The sequence below is a fragment of the Sphingobium indicum BiD32 genome (assembly GCF_000382885.1).
Taxonomy (GTDB): Bacteria; Pseudomonadota; Alphaproteobacteria; order Sphingomonadales; family Sphingomonadaceae; genus Sphingobium; species Sphingobium japonicum_C.
The window spans coordinates 1-13,139 of the sequence record NZ_CAVK010000035.1 but is presented as its reverse complement, the minus strand read 5'-3'; the positions used below and the strand labels follow the sequence as shown (position 1 = coordinate 13,139).

Here is a 13,139-nt window from a genome sequence, read left to right as displayed (position 1 = left end):
CCCCATGGTGACGGCGCGGCCTGACATTATTTGATAAAGTGCGTGCCGGGGAGGCTTTTGGGGCCATGCGATTTCATATGTTAACTTTTGCGGGCCTGCCGGTTGCCTTGGCGGGGGCGTTGTTGATGGCGACGCCCGGCCTCGCGAAAAAGAAGGTCGCGGTCGGTCCCGTCATTGCCATGTCCGATGCGTTTCGCGCCAATGTGACCGCCGTACAGGCCGCGTTGCAATCGCGTGACGTGACCACCGCCAATGCCCGTATCGCGGCGCTGGCACCCATGTCGGACTTTGAAAATTATGTCGCGGCAGGGCTTCGGTTTGAACTGGCGGCGCAGCGCCGCGACGTGCAGGCACAGCGGATCGCCCTGACCGACCTGTTCAAGACCAGTGCGTTGCCCAAGAAGGATGCGCCACGTCTGCGCTATGTCGCGGGCTATCTGTCTTATGCCGTGGGCAATTATGACGATGCGGTGGCGCAGCTCGATTATGCCAGGACGCTGGGCTATGACGGCATCGACGCCACATTCCTGCGCGCCGACATTGCCCTGCGCCGTAACAAGCCCAAGGACGCACGCCCGTTCGTCCAGCAGGCGCTGGCGCGTCAGCGCGCTTCCGGTCAGCCCATGCCGCTCGCCTGGTCCGACCGGGCCATTTCGATGGCTTATCAGGCGGGGGACTGGACCGAAGTTGGCCAGCTCTATCGCGAACGGCTGACCCAGGCGGGCGGGCGTGAGGATTGGCGTTCGGCGATCACCAATTATCTGTCGGCTGCGGGCATAGATTCTCAGCTCCAGCTCGATCTTTATCGCCTGCAAGCCGCCAATGGTGCGATGGCGAGTGAGCGGGACTATCAGGCCTATGCACAACTGGCCGAGAAATCGGGCTATTTTGCCGAGGCCAAGTCCATCATCGAGGCTGGCCGCAAGGCCGGCAAGCTGACCGCGACTCAGCCTGCGACCACTTCCCTGCTAAAGGCCGTGACGCCCAAGGCGACCAGGGAAATTGCTGCCTTGCCCGCGCAGGCAAAGAAAGCAGCCGCCGCGTCATCCGGCAAGGATGCGCAGGCAGTGGCAGACAGCTATTTCTCGCTGGGGCAATTCCCCCAGGCAGTCGAGCAATATCGCCTGGCGCTCGCCAAGGGCGGTGTCGATGCAGGCCGGGTGAATGCCCGATTGGGCGTCGCGCTGGCGCGGTCGGGCGATCTGCCCGGCGCGCAGGCGGCTTTGGGCCAAGCCAGCGGCAACTGGGCCAGCGTGGCGGGGTTCTGGTCGGTATGGGTCGATCAGCAAAGCCGCAAGGCTGCGTAATGGCGTGCCGGATCAGCTTATGATCCGGCAACACCCCTGACAATTCACACGGGCAAAGGCACGCCAGGCAGGTTCTTCGACGTGCGGATGGTGAGCGATGTCTTGACGCTCACCACATTGGGTGCCGGCGTCAGTTTGGATGTCAGAAATTGCTGAAAGCTCTGAAGATCCTTCGCAACGACCTTCAAAATGAAGTCTATTTCACCGTTCAGCATGTGACATTCGCGCACTTCGGGCAGTTCCGCGACATGATCCTGAAAGGCCTTCAGATCTGCTTCCGCCTGGCTTTTCAGGCTGACCATCGCGAACACCGTGATGGTGTATCCCAGCATCCCCGGATCGACCACGGCATGGTAGGAGGTGATGGCCCCTGCTTCCTCCAGCGATCGGACGCGGCGCAGACATGGCGGCGCGGTCAGGCCGACCTTGCGTGCCAGTTCCACGTTGGTCATCCTGCCATCCTGCTGCAATTCACCCAGAATTTGCAGATCAATGTCGTCGATATTCGGGCCGGCCATTATTGTGCTTATTTCCTGTCCTGTTTTCCTGTCCCATCATAATAATGTTTCAGGGCAATGCAATTGTCCCACTATGCGACGATCGCTTTCGTTCGCGTAACCAACCCCTTTTCCTTTGCGGGGGGAGGGCTTATCGGTAGGTGGGCGACAGCCGCTGAGCGCACCGGGCACCTGCCTGCGCCACGGCCATATGGGGATTATTGGTGCGTTTCAACGATCTGATGCAGACAGTACTGGCCGCCGACGACCGTGCCGGGCTGGGCGCGGTGACGTTGTGGCGTCAGTGCGTCGATCTGCTGGCGCAGCATGACCGCGCCGATCGCGCGCCGATGGCGGCTGACCAGCGGGCGGCATTGCTCGACCGGCTGGCAGGGTTGCGCGCCAAGCTTTCAGAAACGCAGCGTATTGCGACTGTCGTTGAACTGGGCGGCCGGCTGCGGTCGGCCAGTCTGGTCGAGTTTTTTGCGCATGACCGGCCCTCGATCGCCGCCGCCGCGATGGCGCGGGCGCAATTGCCCGACATGATGTGGGAAGATTTGCTGCCCCGGCTGACGCCTACGGCACGCGGCGTATTGCGGGGGCGGCGGGATATCGGTCCGGCGGCGCGGCTGGCGCTCGAAGCCTTTGGTCCGTCCGATCTGGTGCTGACCACCGTGCGGCAGGATATGGTGGGCGACAGCGACATGCTGCTGACTGCCGATATGATCCCGGCGAACGATGCGCCGGAGCTGGAGGCTGAGACAGGCACAGTCACGCCGCTGCGTGCGCCTGTGGGAGACAAGGACCAGATTCGCAATCTGGTCGATAGGATCGCCCATTTCACCAGCACGCGGCCGCCGCCCCAGCCGTTGGAAGCACTGGCGGCGGAAGAGCCTGACAGCAGCGTTCCACCCCGCGATTTTGCGTTCGAGACCGATGCCGCCGGCATCATCCTGTGGATCGATCGCGGGCCGCGCGCGGCGCTGATCGGCCTGTCGCTGGGCGAGGTGGCGCTGGAGGGCGGCAGCGGCCCGGATGGTCATGTCGCAGGAGCCTTTGCCCGGCGCAGCGGGTTCCAGAATGGCCGTTTCGCGATTGTCGGCGGGACGATGGCGGGCGAATGGCGGCTGTCGGCCACGCCTTTTTTTGATCCCCGGTCCGGCCGCTTTCAAGGCTATCGCGGCCAGGCGCGTCGCCCCTTTTTGCATGAGGTGGCGGCGCAACCTGCGTCCGCGCCGGACGGGCTGAGCAGCCTGTCGGCGGATTCACTGCGCCAGCTGGTGCATGAATTGCGCACCCCGCTGAACGCGATTCTGGGCTTTGCGGAGATTATCGAACAGGAATTGTTCGGGCCGGCGGGCGCGGAATATCGCGATATGGCCGGTAATATCGCGGTCGATGCGCGCCATCTGCTTGCGGCTTTCGACGATCTGGACCTGGCCGCCCGCGTATCGCGCGGCGACGATGTCGGCGCGCCGCAATTGCTCGACCCCGAACCGCTCGTGCGCCAGATCGCCGGTCGCTTCCGCGAACAGGGCGGTGCCCCGGTGGACATCGCCATGGCGCCAGGCTTGCCACCGGTGCGGATCGACCCGGTGCAGGGTGAGCGGATGGTCCAACATCTGTTGCGCACGCTCATTTCCGTCGCGCCCAAGGGGGAGGCGGTGACCGGTGCCTGCTGGTTCCAGCCCGATGGAACCCACGGCCGGGTGGTGCTGGCCATCGACCGGCCTTCGAGCCTGGCGGGCATGGAGGAAGCGCAACTGCTCGATCCGGGCTATACGTCCGACGGCGACTGGGCCGATGGCCCGCTGCTGGGGCTGGGCTTTTCGCTGCGCTTGATCCGCAGTCTTGCCGGAACATGCGGAGGCAGTCTGGAGGTCGAGCCGGGGCGGCTCTTGCTCGCCATTCCTGCCGCCAGCGTCGCGGAAGATACGGCCCACGCCTGACGGACACGGAAACCCTATCGCAACCATTGTGCGTTAACGAAGGAGGCATGACTGTTCCTCCCCATGACGGCAACCTGCTGGCCGCGCCCCTGCCGCAGGACAGGATCGCCCTTGATCCCGCCTTTGGCACCCGATTCATGCTGTTCGTCGATACCGAAGAGGAATTTGACTGGAACGCCCCGTTCAGCCGCACCGGCCATGGCGTCACGGCCCTGTCCGGTATGGCGCGCGGGCAGGCCTATTTCGCGGCCGCAGGCGTTAAGCCCATCTATGTAACCGATTATCCCGTGGTCGATTGCGACGTCGCGTCGGCGATGATGGCGCAATGGGTCAGCGACGGGGCGGCCGATATCGGCGCGCATCTCCACCCCTGGGTCAACCCGCCCCATGTCGAGGAGGTCAATGCTGCCAACTCCTATGTAGGCTTCCTGCCTGAAGCGGTGGAGCGCGCCAAGCTGGAGGCGCTCTGTCGCCGGATCGAGGAGCGTTTCGGCCAGCGGCCGATCGCCTATCGCGCCGGTCGCTACGGCGTCGGTCCCAACAGCGCGCGGCTGCTGGCGCAAGCCGGATTCCGGCTCGACAGTTCGGTGCGCAGCCGGTTCGATTATAGTCACCAGTACGGCCCCGATTTTTGCGGCCTGCCCCAGACGCCCTATTGGGCAGGCCCGGAGCGGACATTGGTGGAATTGCCGCTGTCCACCGCCTTTGTCGGCCTGCTGCGCGGGGCGGGCGAGCGGCTTTATCGCGCGGCCCATTCCATGGGACCACTCGCCGGCGCCCTGTCGCGCGCCCGGATGCTGAGCCGGGTGCCACTGACCCCCGAAGGCATATCCGCATCCGAAGCCATCGCCGCGATCGACGCCTTGATCGAGGAAGGCGTGCCCATCCTCAACTTCAGCTTCCATTCGCCTACGCTGGAGCCGGGCCACACGCCCTATGTCCGCGATGAGGCCGACCGCACCGCCTTTTATGGCTGGTGGGACACGGTGCTGGCGCATCTGGCGAAACGGGGAGTAGGGGCCGCCAGCCTGGATCAGTTTCTTAACGCCGTTCCCATGCGCATCGAGGCTTGCCAAGCGGCGTGATGCTGCCTAATCGGGCGTTCGATGACAAGGTGGGGCCTGTAGCTCAACTGGTTAGAGCTGTCCGCTCATAACGGATAGGTTGCGGGTTCAAGTCCTGCCGGGCCCACCAAGAATTCCATTCAAGACTATTCTGTGATACCTATAATAAGGGATTATGGGCCGATGTTCGTTCAAGATCGTTCATGGAAAACCAGGATAGTTCGACGAATCAGCGCAGCGGTGACGGCATCGACCTGAGTGTCATCCTGGAGATCGATGAGTTGCCCATCAGTTCCCGGCACCGACAGCTGAGATGAATGCCCCGCCATGTGCGGGGGCATTCATCCGCAGGTTATGCTGTTCAACCCTTAAGCTCGAAGGCAACATTCGCTCAAACAGCGCATACGCTGCCACTGGATCAATCCCGGCGCGCGTTGTCGGGAAAAAGGTCAACCCGTTTGGCATGTGGAAGGATCGCATCGATCAGGAGCGAACGGTGACATTTACATGGTTCGCGTTCGAAGCAGAGCAGGGCGGTCGGGCGGTCTTGCGCCATCTCGGCCAGTTGCGCGCCCTGCACGATTGCTTCCGGCAAATCGAGTTGCCCAGCATAAACCTCTGCCAGCATCGCATAATTTCCTTTGCGGGCGGCTTCACGGCCCTTTGGCGGTGTCCCCAGCGCCTTGAGGCCAATGTAGTCGATGCCTGCCTCCTTTAGACCCTTGGCAAGGATATTCTTGGAAAAGCCCGGTCGACGTGACAGGGGAACCGCGCGAATGTCCGCCAGCAAAACAACGCCTGCCCCCTTCAATGCTGCGATGAGTTCGGCCTGGGTCGCGCCCTCATATCCGATGGTATAAATCTGCATGAGTTGGAAATAGGGAGCCATTCTTGCGATTACACGTGCCTGTGGCTTGATCCTGCTTCCCGACCGCGCCCTTCGCCCAGTTTGCGCGTTGTCGGGCAATGACAATGGCAATTCCGCAGCGATCTGGCGGATGCGCTTGCGACGCCTTGCGTTTGACCGCGCGCGGCGAGGCCTCTCGAGTCGGCAACTGTCATTGCCTCATTTGCCCAAAAGCTCATGGCGCGCCTTATCTTGCTTTCGCTGTCCGTCTGCGAAAATGCGTTGAACTTTTGGGGTAACTATGCGGGATGGGAGAGCAGCGCTGACTGTCGTCGCCTGCTCTGTTCTGCATTTGATCGCGCTTGCAAATCTAGTTGGCGATGAGATCGAACCCTGTTGCTACCTTCGACGATGCCTCATGTTTCGGGCCTCCAAATCACCGAGAGAACTGGGCCAAGTGGTCCATTAGACGAATGGTAGTGATCCAATCCGGGCGCCCGGACGCGGTCTTGATGTCCGCGCGATAGACATGCTGCTGCGGCTCACGTCGCTTGAGCCACCGCTGATGTCGTTACTTCCATCGCGTTCACCTCGTCACGATTTTAAAAGGCGCTCCATCATGAAAGTGACCGACCGAGGTTAAGACAGGGCACTTTAGCGGGCAGGCAGGGCACATAATCGGGAACGCCCTGCGCCGGCGCTGGTTGATCGTCCCATCGCCATTCGACAATCTAAGAGGAGAGATGCATGGCCGAAACGCTTGTTCCACAGCGTCAGGACGACGCTCCTGTCACAACATCGAAACATGGCAGTGCCATCTCCGATGCGTCGGCGAGCCTCGTTGAGGACAAGGGCGACGCACTGGTCGGCAAGACGGTGACGATCAATCGGCCGCGTGCCGAACTCTTCGCTTACTGGCGCGAGTTTTCCAACCTGCCGACCTTTATGGAGAATCTTGTTTCGGTCGAGCACCTCGATGATCGGCGCTCCCGTTGGGTGGTAAAGGCGCCCGCAGGCAAGACTGTGGAATGGATTGCAGCTATCACCGAGGAAAGGGCGGACGAATTCATTGCCTGGGCGTCGGAGGAAGGCGCTGACATTTCCAACAGCGGCCGGATCGACTTTCGCGATGCGCCTGGTGGGCGCGGCACCTGGGTGAGCGCGACAATTCTCTACGATCCTCCCGCCGGTGTAATCGGCAAGGTGATTGCCACCATGTTCCAGCGTGAACCCGCCATTCAGGTCCGGCGCGAGCTGCGCCGCTTCAAGCAATTGATGGAAACTGGCGAAATCGCGACGGGCGCCCGTACCCACAAACAACATGAGGAGGAGCAGGGCTGATGCGCGCTTTGACCTGGCATGGAAAGCATGACGTCCGCGTCGACACGGTGGATGATCCAGAAATCCTCAACCCGCGCGACGCGATCATCAAGATCACCTCGACTGCAATCTGCGGTTCTGACCTCCATCTCTATGATGGTTATATCCCGACCATGAGGGCGGGCGACATTCTTGGCCATGAGTTCATGGGCGAAGTCGTCGAGATCGGTCCCAAGTCCACATTGCAGAAGGGGCAGCGCGTCGTTGTTCCCTTCACGATCGCCTGCGGCAGCTGCTTCCATTGTTCAAAGCATCAATATTCCGCCTGCGACAATGGTTTGCCCGCCGACAATCAGGACATTGCCCAGGCGGCCTATGGCCAGCCGATGTCGGGCCTGTTCGGCTACAGCCACATGACCGGTGGCTATGCAGGCGGCCAGGCCGAATATGTCCGCGTCCCTTTTTCCGATGTGGGACCCATCGTCATTCCGGACGGCATTGAAGACGACAAGGTGCTGTTCCTGTCCGACATTTTGCCGACTGGCTGGATGGCGGCCGAAAACGCCGGCATCGAACCCGGCGACACCGTCGCCATATGGGGCTGCGGTCCCGTCGGTCTGTTTGCCGTGCAATCGGCATTCCTCATGGGCGCGGAGCGGGTCATCGCGATCGACCATTTTCCACACCGGCTGGAGCTTGCGAAGAAGTTCGGCGCGGAGACGATCAATTTCGAGGAATCGAAAACCTACGAGGCGTTGATGGAAATGACTGGCGGTATCGGCCCGGACGCCTGCATCGACAGCGTCGGGCTCGAGGCGCACGGCATCTTCGTCGACAATGTCTGGGACCAGATCAAAGTTTCGACTTTCCTGGGCACTGATCGCACGCACGCGATCCGCCAGGCGATCCTCGCCTGCCGCAAAGGCGGCCGCGTCTCGATGCCGGCTGTCTATGGTGGTTTCGTCGACAAATTCCCGCTGGGCGCCTTCATGGAAAAAGGCCTGACACTCAAGACCGGTCAGACTCATGTGCAGCACTATATGCCCGCGCTCTTGAATGCGATCCTGGAGGGGAAGATCGACACGACCTTCCTCATCTCGCACCGCATGCCGCTCGAGAAGGCGGCCGAGGGCTACAAGCTGTTTCATGACCAGCAGAATGAAACCACCAAGATCGTTCTGAAGCCCGACATGGATCTCGCCCAGGCCGCACAGGAGCGACTATAATGTCTGAGAACAAATTCGCTATCATCACAGGCGCATCGACCGGCATAGGTTTCGAACTCGCGCATCTGGCGGCAAAGGATGGCTATGACCTGCTGGTCGTTGCCGATGAGCCTTTGATCAATGCTGCAGCCGCCGATTTCCAGCAATATGGAACGCAGGTCCGGTCGGTAGAGGCTGACCTCGCTACGCTCCCGGGCGTTGACCAGCTATTGGCCGCGGCCGATGGGCGGAAGATCGATCTGCTATGCGCGAACGCGGGGCGAGGTCTTGGGCACGGCTTTCTCGATCAGGATGTGGCCGAATGGCGACGGGTCATCGATACCAACGTCACGGGGACACTCTATCTGCTGCAGAAGGTGCTGAGGCCCATGGTCGCACGCGACGCTGGCAAGGTCCTTGTCACAGGATCGATCGCTGGTTTCATCCCCGGTAGCTTCCAGGCGGTGTATAATGGCACCAAGGCTTTCATCGACAGCTTTGCCGATGCGATCCGCAATGAGATCAAGGACAGCAAGGGCGTTACCGTCACGACGCTGATGCCAGGGCCCGTCGAGACCGAATTTTTCGAGCGAGGGGATATGCTCGACACCAGCGTTGGTACCTCGGATTCCAAGAGCGATCCGAAAGATGTCGCAAAGGACGGCTGGGAGGCGCTGATGAAGGGGCAGGCGCATATCATTTCGGAGTGGAAGAACAAAATACAGGCGGCTGTCGCGCATGTCACACCGGCAGCGATCCTCGCCGAACAGCATCGCAAGATGGCCAAGCCCGGCTCAGCGGAGGATTGATCATATGGCGGCGGCTGGTCGAGGAACCCGGCAGCGCCCCACGGTACCGATTGATATTGATCAGTCTGCTCATCTGGAACGGGCGCGGGCGCGGCTCGTTTATTCAGCAACATCTAATCAGATTGGACAGACATCATGGCTTTTCTCCCGCAAAGCGCCGCGCCCGGCTCGCAGTTCCTCCGCCAGGATTTCCAGGAAGCGCTCGCGCATTGGAATCGCGAACGTCTGGCACCGCAATTTCCGGAGGCTGATTGGCAGAGTCAGCAGGATCGGGACCAGCGAATGCTGCGGCTCGAAGGCGCCTTTCTCGAGGAATTGCGGGCTGAGGTCATGGTGGAAGCTGCAGATGCCCCGACCGACCCTGCGGGCTTCATCGGGTGGTTAGAAGCGCTTCAGACCGTGGGTCCCGGACAGGGCGATCCGCTATTCCCGTGGCTTGCCGAGACTGCATCACGTGAAGAAATTTGCTGGTTTCTCGAGCAGGAAGCGGCTGGCGAGGCAGGCTTTGATGACCTCGTCGCCATGACACAGGTAAAGCTTCCGGTTTCCGCCAAACTGGAGCTCGCGCGCAACTATTGGGACGAGATGGGACGGGGTGCCCTGCGCGGTATGCATGGTCCGATGCTCGGCGGCCTTATCGAAACGCTGGGCCTCGAGCCAGAAATCGAGACGACGGTCTGGCAAAGCTTGGCCTTGGCCAACGCCATGACCACTATGGCGAGCGCGCGCCGCTATGCCTGGCATAGCATTGGCGCACTTGGCGTGATCGAACTCACCGCACCCGGACGCTCGAAACATACCGCCGCAGCCCTTCGGAGGATTGGCCTCAGCCAGTCAGAGCGCCGCTATTTCGATCTGCATGCTGTGCTCGATGTCAAACATAGCGCTGACTGGAACCGCGAGGCGATCATTCCGCTCGTCAGAGAAGATTCCCGTCGGGCAACGGCCATGGCCGAGGGCGCGCTCATACGCCTGGCTTGTGGCGCCCGCTGCTTCGCGCGCTATCGCGCCCAGTTCGGCATATGAGGAGCAAGGTTATGAAGGACATCCCACGCATTTTACTGGTTGAGGACGACGCTCTCACCGGGCTCCTCCTCGCCGACTTGCTCGAGGCCGCCGACTTCCTGGTGGATGGCCCACATAGGACCGTCGCGGACGCCATGGCGGCACTCGCACATGCTTTTCCTGATTTTGCGCTGCTCGACATTCACCTCGAAGGTCAGGATTCGATGCTCGTTGCCGACGATTTGACGCAATATGGCATCGACTTCGCCTTCTTCTCTGGGACCTGTCCCGACAGCGCAATTCAGAGACGGTTTGGCGACGCGCTGTTCCTCGCCAAGCCGCTCAATCCTGCCGAAGTCATCGCCGCCGTCCGGTCACGGACTGTCCACTAAACCTCGCCCGCCGGGCGGCCGTGCCGTGATCAGAGGCATGACATACCCATCATGAAAAATCGCACCGTCATCTCGTTCCTGCGATTGCAAGAGAATAACCGGCCAAGCGAACAAACGCTGCGTCTGGCGGGAAGGGAGGGGGCGCCGTGCTGCGTGGCTTAGCCTTCAGTATGAGCTAGGCGTGCGGTTGCGCCCGCTCAGAAGGGTTCAAGCGGCGATAGCATGGATTGAGATCAGCGGGAGGGACGTTTGGGCCAAGCACGGCAAGCTGTTGGCATCGTGCCTATCGGGTGCAGTTGAGCTAGAGCTGCATCGGCTACCACCGCGCCGGCCTGATCTTGATCGGCACCGGATCATCGAGCGGGCGCCAACCGCGTGTCGCGATGACCTCGTTACTCTGCACTGCCTTGCGGCCTCGCCTGCGGTCGAGCGACCAGGTGATGTGATACGTGCTGCCATCGGGCCGGTCGGTGGAGCCGTCGACCGCGACCACCATCGCCTGGAGACCCTCGCCATCGTTGATGCCACCGACGATCGCGGCACATTCAGCTTCGGGCAGCGGGGCTTTCAGATCGGCATTGGCATCAGCATCAGCATCGAGCGTGATATGATCTGCGATCACGTCAGGCCATTCAGGCGGAAACCGCTCAAGCAGCGCCTCGCGTTCCTTCCTATCGAGCATCCATCCGGTGACGGGCATTCGTCCGTCCCCTCATCACTGAACTGTCGGTAGCGCGGCTCGGCAATCGGCAGCGCACTCGCGGCACATTTGGGCGCACAGCTTGCAATGCTCGTGATCATGCCGCGAACATTCTTCGGCGCAGAGTTCGCAGATCGACGCGCAGGTCTCGAGCATCATCCGCAGCGCCTCGATGTTCTGCCCGGTGCGACGAATGGCAAGCCGCGCAGTTGCAGCGCAGACATCTGCGCAGTCGAGGCATGAGCGAATGCACTGCCGCATGTCCATCATCTCGGCCGCACAGGCATCAGCACAGCTGGTGCACATCTCTGCGCAAAACATGGCATGGCGCGCAGCCGTCGCGAGCATCTCGTTAAAGTCATCACCCACATCCGGGTGAAGTGCGATCATCTTGTGGATCGACATGGCTCAACCTCCTTTCTTGCGGCGGGTTTCCCAGCCTTTCTTGGCGGCCGCAGACCGCTTCTCGGCGCTCTGGCTGGACCCGCCCTTCTGGCCGCCTTTGCGCGAGCTCTCGTGGTTCTCGGTCTTGCCGCGGCCCGAACCAGACTTCTTGCCGCCGCCGGACTCCTTGTTCACCGTCGCCCAGGCGCGACTTTCCGCCTCGTCCTTCGACACGCCGCGCTTCTCATAGCCTTCCTCGATTTGCTCGGCCTTGCGCTTTTGTTTGTCGGTATAGCTCGATTTGTCTCCGCGGGGCATATCCATCTCCTGCTGCCCCCGATCCCATAACGCGCAGATCGCTCGATAGTCTCGTGGGGATCCGCTTTTGGGAACCATCTCGCGCACGCCTGGTTCCTCGTCAGGAACAAACATTGAACATGAGATATGGTTATGACGAAACAACTGCATAATCCGAAGCTCGATGAGCATCCTGCGTCGAACACCGAGAAGGACCCGGAGAATTGGGTGTCGGGTGGCGATCCGCTGACTGGCGCACAGGCATCTTACCTGATGACCTTATCTGAGGAAGCTGGGGAGGATTTGCCGGCGAAGAATCTCAGCAAGGCAGAGGCGTCCCGCGGCATCGATAAGCTGAAGACAAAGCTTGCTCGGACTTGAAGGTGGCGGCGCGAACATAGATCGCAACCAACCGACTGTCGCGCGGCACCCTTGCAAGGAGCGCGCGAATGAGAGGACCGGTCCCGGGCCTATGCCAGTACCAAAGCGCCCCACGGCTGGGACGGACGCAGGACTGGCTCCGCCGCAATCGAATGCGCCTTTGTCTCCGCCGGTATCCTGGAGATGGCGTGGTTCGAGCGCCCCAATATCTGGGATGTGGCGGGATGCCTGGCGCTGGTGAGGGCGGCCGGTGGGGATATTCTCGAACACCAACCCGAGGGCTGGCGGTCATTTTCGGGGTTCAGCGAGGCTGACGACGATCCTGGGCGATCGTCGGCGGCAATCGCACTCGGGAAGCGCTCGTCGCTGGAGCGGTTTGCCGATCAGTCGCCACTTTAGGCCCCATCGTGGTCGCCCGCGAAGTTGGCGAAAACGATCTCGCTGAACGGTTGACGCGAAGCTAGGTCGGATCGGCGATCTTCGGAACAAGGATCAGCACCCGATTCTCGACCCGCCACGAAGCCAGTTGCGACAGAAAGTTCATGCCGAGCACATCGACATTTCCCAGCGCTGGCGAGACCACCACATTCAAGTTTCGCGCCTCGATACTGCCAAGGCCAAGCTGCTCGACGGTGGCAGTTTCGGCCTGCACGGTTCCATTGGCTGTCCGCATGATCACCGGCAGCAGGCCGACACCGCGCTCTACCGAGGCCAGGTCGGCGGTCATTTGGGACAGCGCGGTTACAGTTGCGCCGCTGTCGACCAGCATGCGGCGTTCGATGCCGTTGATGGATGCCTGCGCCCAGAAATGACCGTCCCGCGCCATGCGAATGCGCACTTCATTGCCGACGACTGACTGGCCGTCGAGGCCGAGCCTCGCTGAGAGCTGCGCGAGATTGGGATCGAACGGAGCCTGCTGGAAAAGCACGAACAAGCAGAAGGCAAGCAGCGCGAACGAGAAGAGAGAGGTGGCCGGGTAGGA

Annotated in this window: 16 protein-coding genes, 1 tRNA gene and 1 pseudogene; 12 read left to right on the top strand and 6 right to left on the bottom strand. The window is 61.5% G+C overall.

The window, feature by feature from the left end:
• Positions 1-65: 65 nt before the first annotated feature.
• Positions 66-1,307, top strand: a complete 1,242-nt coding sequence (locus EBBID32_RS03335) for a tetratricopeptide repeat protein (RefSeq protein ID WP_037488528.1) — start codon at positions 66-68, stop codon at positions 1,305-1,307.
• 44 nt (positions 1,308-1,351) lie between these two features.
• On the opposite strand, the gene EBBID32_RS03330 is transcribed toward EBBID32_RS03335, so the two are convergent.
• Positions 1,352-1,825, bottom strand: a complete 474-nt coding sequence (locus tag EBBID32_RS03330; RefSeq protein WP_006950751.1) for an Lrp/AsnC family transcriptional regulator — start codon at positions 1,823-1,825, stop codon at positions 1,352-1,354.
• A 203-nt stretch (positions 1,826-2,028) separates the two neighbouring features.
• Between EBBID32_RS03330 and EBBID32_RS03325 the strand changes: the two genes are divergently transcribed.
• The 3 genes from EBBID32_RS03325 (at position 2,029) to EBBID32_RS03315 (ending at position 4,947) form a co-directional block, all read left to right on the top strand.
• On the top strand, positions 2,029-3,753 hold the full coding sequence (locus EBBID32_RS03325) for a sensor histidine kinase (protein WP_006950750.1): 1,725 nt from the start codon (positions 2,029-2,031) through the stop codon (positions 3,751-3,753).
• A gap of 47 nt (positions 3,754-3,800) precedes the next feature.
• A complete protein-coding gene (locus EBBID32_RS03320) occupies positions 3,801-4,838 on the top strand; it encodes a polysaccharide deacetylase family protein (protein ID WP_006950749.1) in 1,038 nt (345 codons plus the stop codon).
• 32 nt (positions 4,839-4,870) lie between these two features.
• Positions 4,871-4,947 (top strand) — tRNA-Ile (locus EBBID32_RS03315).
• A gap of 288 nt (positions 4,948-5,235) precedes the next feature.
• On the opposite strand, the gene EBBID32_RS03310 is transcribed toward EBBID32_RS03315, so the two are convergent.
• Positions 5,236-5,685: a DUF488 domain-containing protein gene (locus EBBID32_RS03310; protein WP_037488532.1), complete on the bottom strand. Its 450-nt coding sequence runs from the start codon at positions 5,683-5,685 to the stop codon at positions 5,236-5,238.
• A 98-nt stretch (positions 5,686-5,783) separates the two neighbouring features.
• On the opposite strand from EBBID32_RS03310, the gene EBBID32_RS25320 reads away from it, so the two are divergent.
• The 6 genes from EBBID32_RS25320 (at position 5,784) to EBBID32_RS03285 (ending at position 10,395) form a co-directional block, all read left to right on the top strand.
• Positions 5,784-5,963: a GFA family protein gene (locus EBBID32_RS25320; protein WP_440590955.1), complete on the top strand. Its 180-nt coding sequence runs from the start codon at positions 5,784-5,786 to the stop codon at positions 5,961-5,963.
• Positions 5,964-6,411: 448 nt separating this feature from the next.
• Positions 6,412-7,005 carry an SRPBCC family protein gene (locus EBBID32_RS03305; protein ID WP_006950742.1) on the top strand — a complete coding sequence of 198 codons (594 nt, stop codon included), beginning with the start codon at positions 6,412-6,414 and terminating at the stop codon, positions 7,003-7,005.
• Positions 7,005-8,210: a zinc-dependent alcohol dehydrogenase gene (locus tag EBBID32_RS03300; protein ID WP_006950740.1), complete on the top strand. Its 1,206-nt coding sequence runs from the start codon at positions 7,005-7,007 to the stop codon at positions 8,208-8,210. Before EBBID32_RS03305 ends, EBBID32_RS03300 begins: the two co-directional genes overlap by 1 nt.
• Positions 8,210-8,998: an SDR family NAD(P)-dependent oxidoreductase gene (locus EBBID32_RS03295; protein ID WP_006950739.1), complete on the top strand. Its 789-nt coding sequence runs from the start codon at positions 8,210-8,212 to the stop codon at positions 8,996-8,998. Before EBBID32_RS03300 ends, EBBID32_RS03295 begins: the two co-directional genes overlap by 1 nt.
• A 135-nt stretch (positions 8,999-9,133) precedes the next feature.
• Complete coding sequence (locus tag EBBID32_RS03290; protein WP_037488523.1) at positions 9,134-10,024, top strand: iron-containing redox enzyme family protein; 891 nt, start codon at positions 9,134-9,136, stop codon at positions 10,022-10,024.
• A gap of 11 nt (positions 10,025-10,035) precedes the next feature.
• On the top strand, positions 10,036-10,395 hold the full coding sequence (locus EBBID32_RS03285) for a response regulator (protein WP_006950736.1): 360 nt from the start codon (positions 10,036-10,038) through the stop codon (positions 10,393-10,395).
• 316 nt (positions 10,396-10,711) lie between these two features.
• Here EBBID32_RS03285 and EBBID32_RS03280 read toward each other — a convergent pair whose 3' ends face one another.
• Genes EBBID32_RS03280 through EBBID32_RS03270 form a run of 3 tightly spaced genes read right to left on the bottom strand, consistent with a single transcriptional unit; the run spans position 10,712 to position 11,797 of the window.
• Positions 10,712-11,095, bottom strand: coding sequence for a hypothetical protein (locus EBBID32_RS03280; protein ID WP_006950735.1), 384 nt, complete (start codon positions 11,093-11,095; stop codon positions 10,712-10,714).
• A gap of 15 nt (positions 11,096-11,110) precedes the next feature.
• Entirely contained in the window at positions 11,111-11,500 is a 390-nt protein-coding gene (locus EBBID32_RS03275; RefSeq protein WP_006950732.1) for a four-helix bundle copper-binding protein, read from the bottom strand.
• 3 nt (positions 11,501-11,503) lie between these two features.
• Positions 11,504-11,797 carry a hypothetical protein gene (locus EBBID32_RS03270; protein ID WP_006950731.1) on the bottom strand — a complete coding sequence of 98 codons (294 nt, stop codon included), beginning with the start codon at positions 11,795-11,797 and terminating at the stop codon, positions 11,504-11,506.
• A gap of 132 nt (positions 11,798-11,929) precedes the next feature.
• On the opposite strand from EBBID32_RS03270, the gene EBBID32_RS03265 reads away from it, so the two are divergent.
• Both EBBID32_RS03265 and EBBID32_RS25235 read left to right on the top strand, forming a co-directional pair.
• Positions 11,930-12,157: a DUF3072 domain-containing protein gene (locus EBBID32_RS03265; protein ID WP_006950726.1), complete on the top strand. Its 228-nt coding sequence runs from the start codon at positions 11,930-11,932 to the stop codon at positions 12,155-12,157.
• Positions 12,158-12,289: 132 nt separating this feature from the next.
• Positions 12,290-12,556 (top strand): annotated as a pseudogene (locus tag EBBID32_RS25235) (inositol monophosphatase family protein); the annotation flags it as partial.
• Between the two features lie 61 nt (positions 12,557-12,617).
• Here EBBID32_RS25235 and EBBID32_RS03255 read toward each other — a convergent pair.
• The coding region (locus EBBID32_RS03255) for a retropepsin-like aspartic protease family protein (protein ID WP_037488520.1) at positions 12,618-13,139 on the bottom strand (522 nt) is incomplete at its 5' end.

What these genes read in the sequence shown, in the direction of transcription:
- EBBID32_RS03335 (WP_037488528.1), top strand. Translation starts at nt 66, where the DNA reads ATGCGATTTCATATGTTAACTTTTGCGGGCCTGCCGGTTGCCTTGGCG.
- EBBID32_RS03330 (WP_006950751.1), bottom strand. Translation starts at nt 1,825, where the DNA reads ATGGCCGGCCCGAATATCGACGACATTGATCTGCAAATTCTGGGTGAA.
- EBBID32_RS03320 (WP_006950749.1), top strand. Translation starts at nt 3,801, where the DNA reads ATGACTGTTCCTCCCCATGACGGCAACCTGCTGGCCGCGCCCCTGCCG.
- EBBID32_RS03310 (WP_037488532.1), bottom strand. Translation starts at nt 5,685, where the DNA reads ATGCAGATTTATACCATCGGATATGAGGGCGCGACCCAGGCCGAACTC.
- EBBID32_RS25320 (WP_440590955.1), top strand. Translation starts at nt 5,784, where the DNA reads ATGACAATGGCAATTCCGCAGCGATCTGGCGGATGCGCTTGCGACGCC.
- EBBID32_RS03305 (WP_006950742.1), top strand. Translation starts at nt 6,412, where the DNA reads ATGGCCGAAACGCTTGTTCCACAGCGTCAGGACGACGCTCCTGTCACA.
- EBBID32_RS03300 (WP_006950740.1), top strand. Translation starts at nt 7,005, where the DNA reads ATGCGCGCTTTGACCTGGCATGGAAAGCATGACGTCCGCGTCGACACG.
- EBBID32_RS03295 (WP_006950739.1), top strand. Translation starts at nt 8,210, where the DNA reads ATGTCTGAGAACAAATTCGCTATCATCACAGGCGCATCGACCGGCATA.
- EBBID32_RS03290 (WP_037488523.1), top strand. Translation starts at nt 9,134, where the DNA reads ATGGCTTTTCTCCCGCAAAGCGCCGCGCCCGGCTCGCAGTTCCTCCGC.
- EBBID32_RS03285 (WP_006950736.1), top strand. Translation starts at nt 10,036, where the DNA reads ATGAAGGACATCCCACGCATTTTACTGGTTGAGGACGACGCTCTCACC.
- EBBID32_RS03280 (WP_006950735.1), bottom strand. Translation starts at nt 11,095, where the DNA reads ATGCCCGTCACCGGATGGATGCTCGATAGGAAGGAACGCGAGGCGCTG.
- EBBID32_RS03275 (WP_006950732.1), bottom strand. Translation starts at nt 11,500, where the DNA reads ATGTCGATCCACAAGATGATCGCACTTCACCCGGATGTGGGTGATGAC.
- EBBID32_RS03270 (WP_006950731.1), bottom strand. Translation starts at nt 11,797, where the DNA reads ATGCCCCGCGGAGACAAATCGAGCTATACCGACAAACAAAAGCGCAAG.
- EBBID32_RS03265 (WP_006950726.1), top strand. Translation starts at nt 11,930, where the DNA reads ATGACGAAACAACTGCATAATCCGAAGCTCGATGAGCATCCTGCGTCG.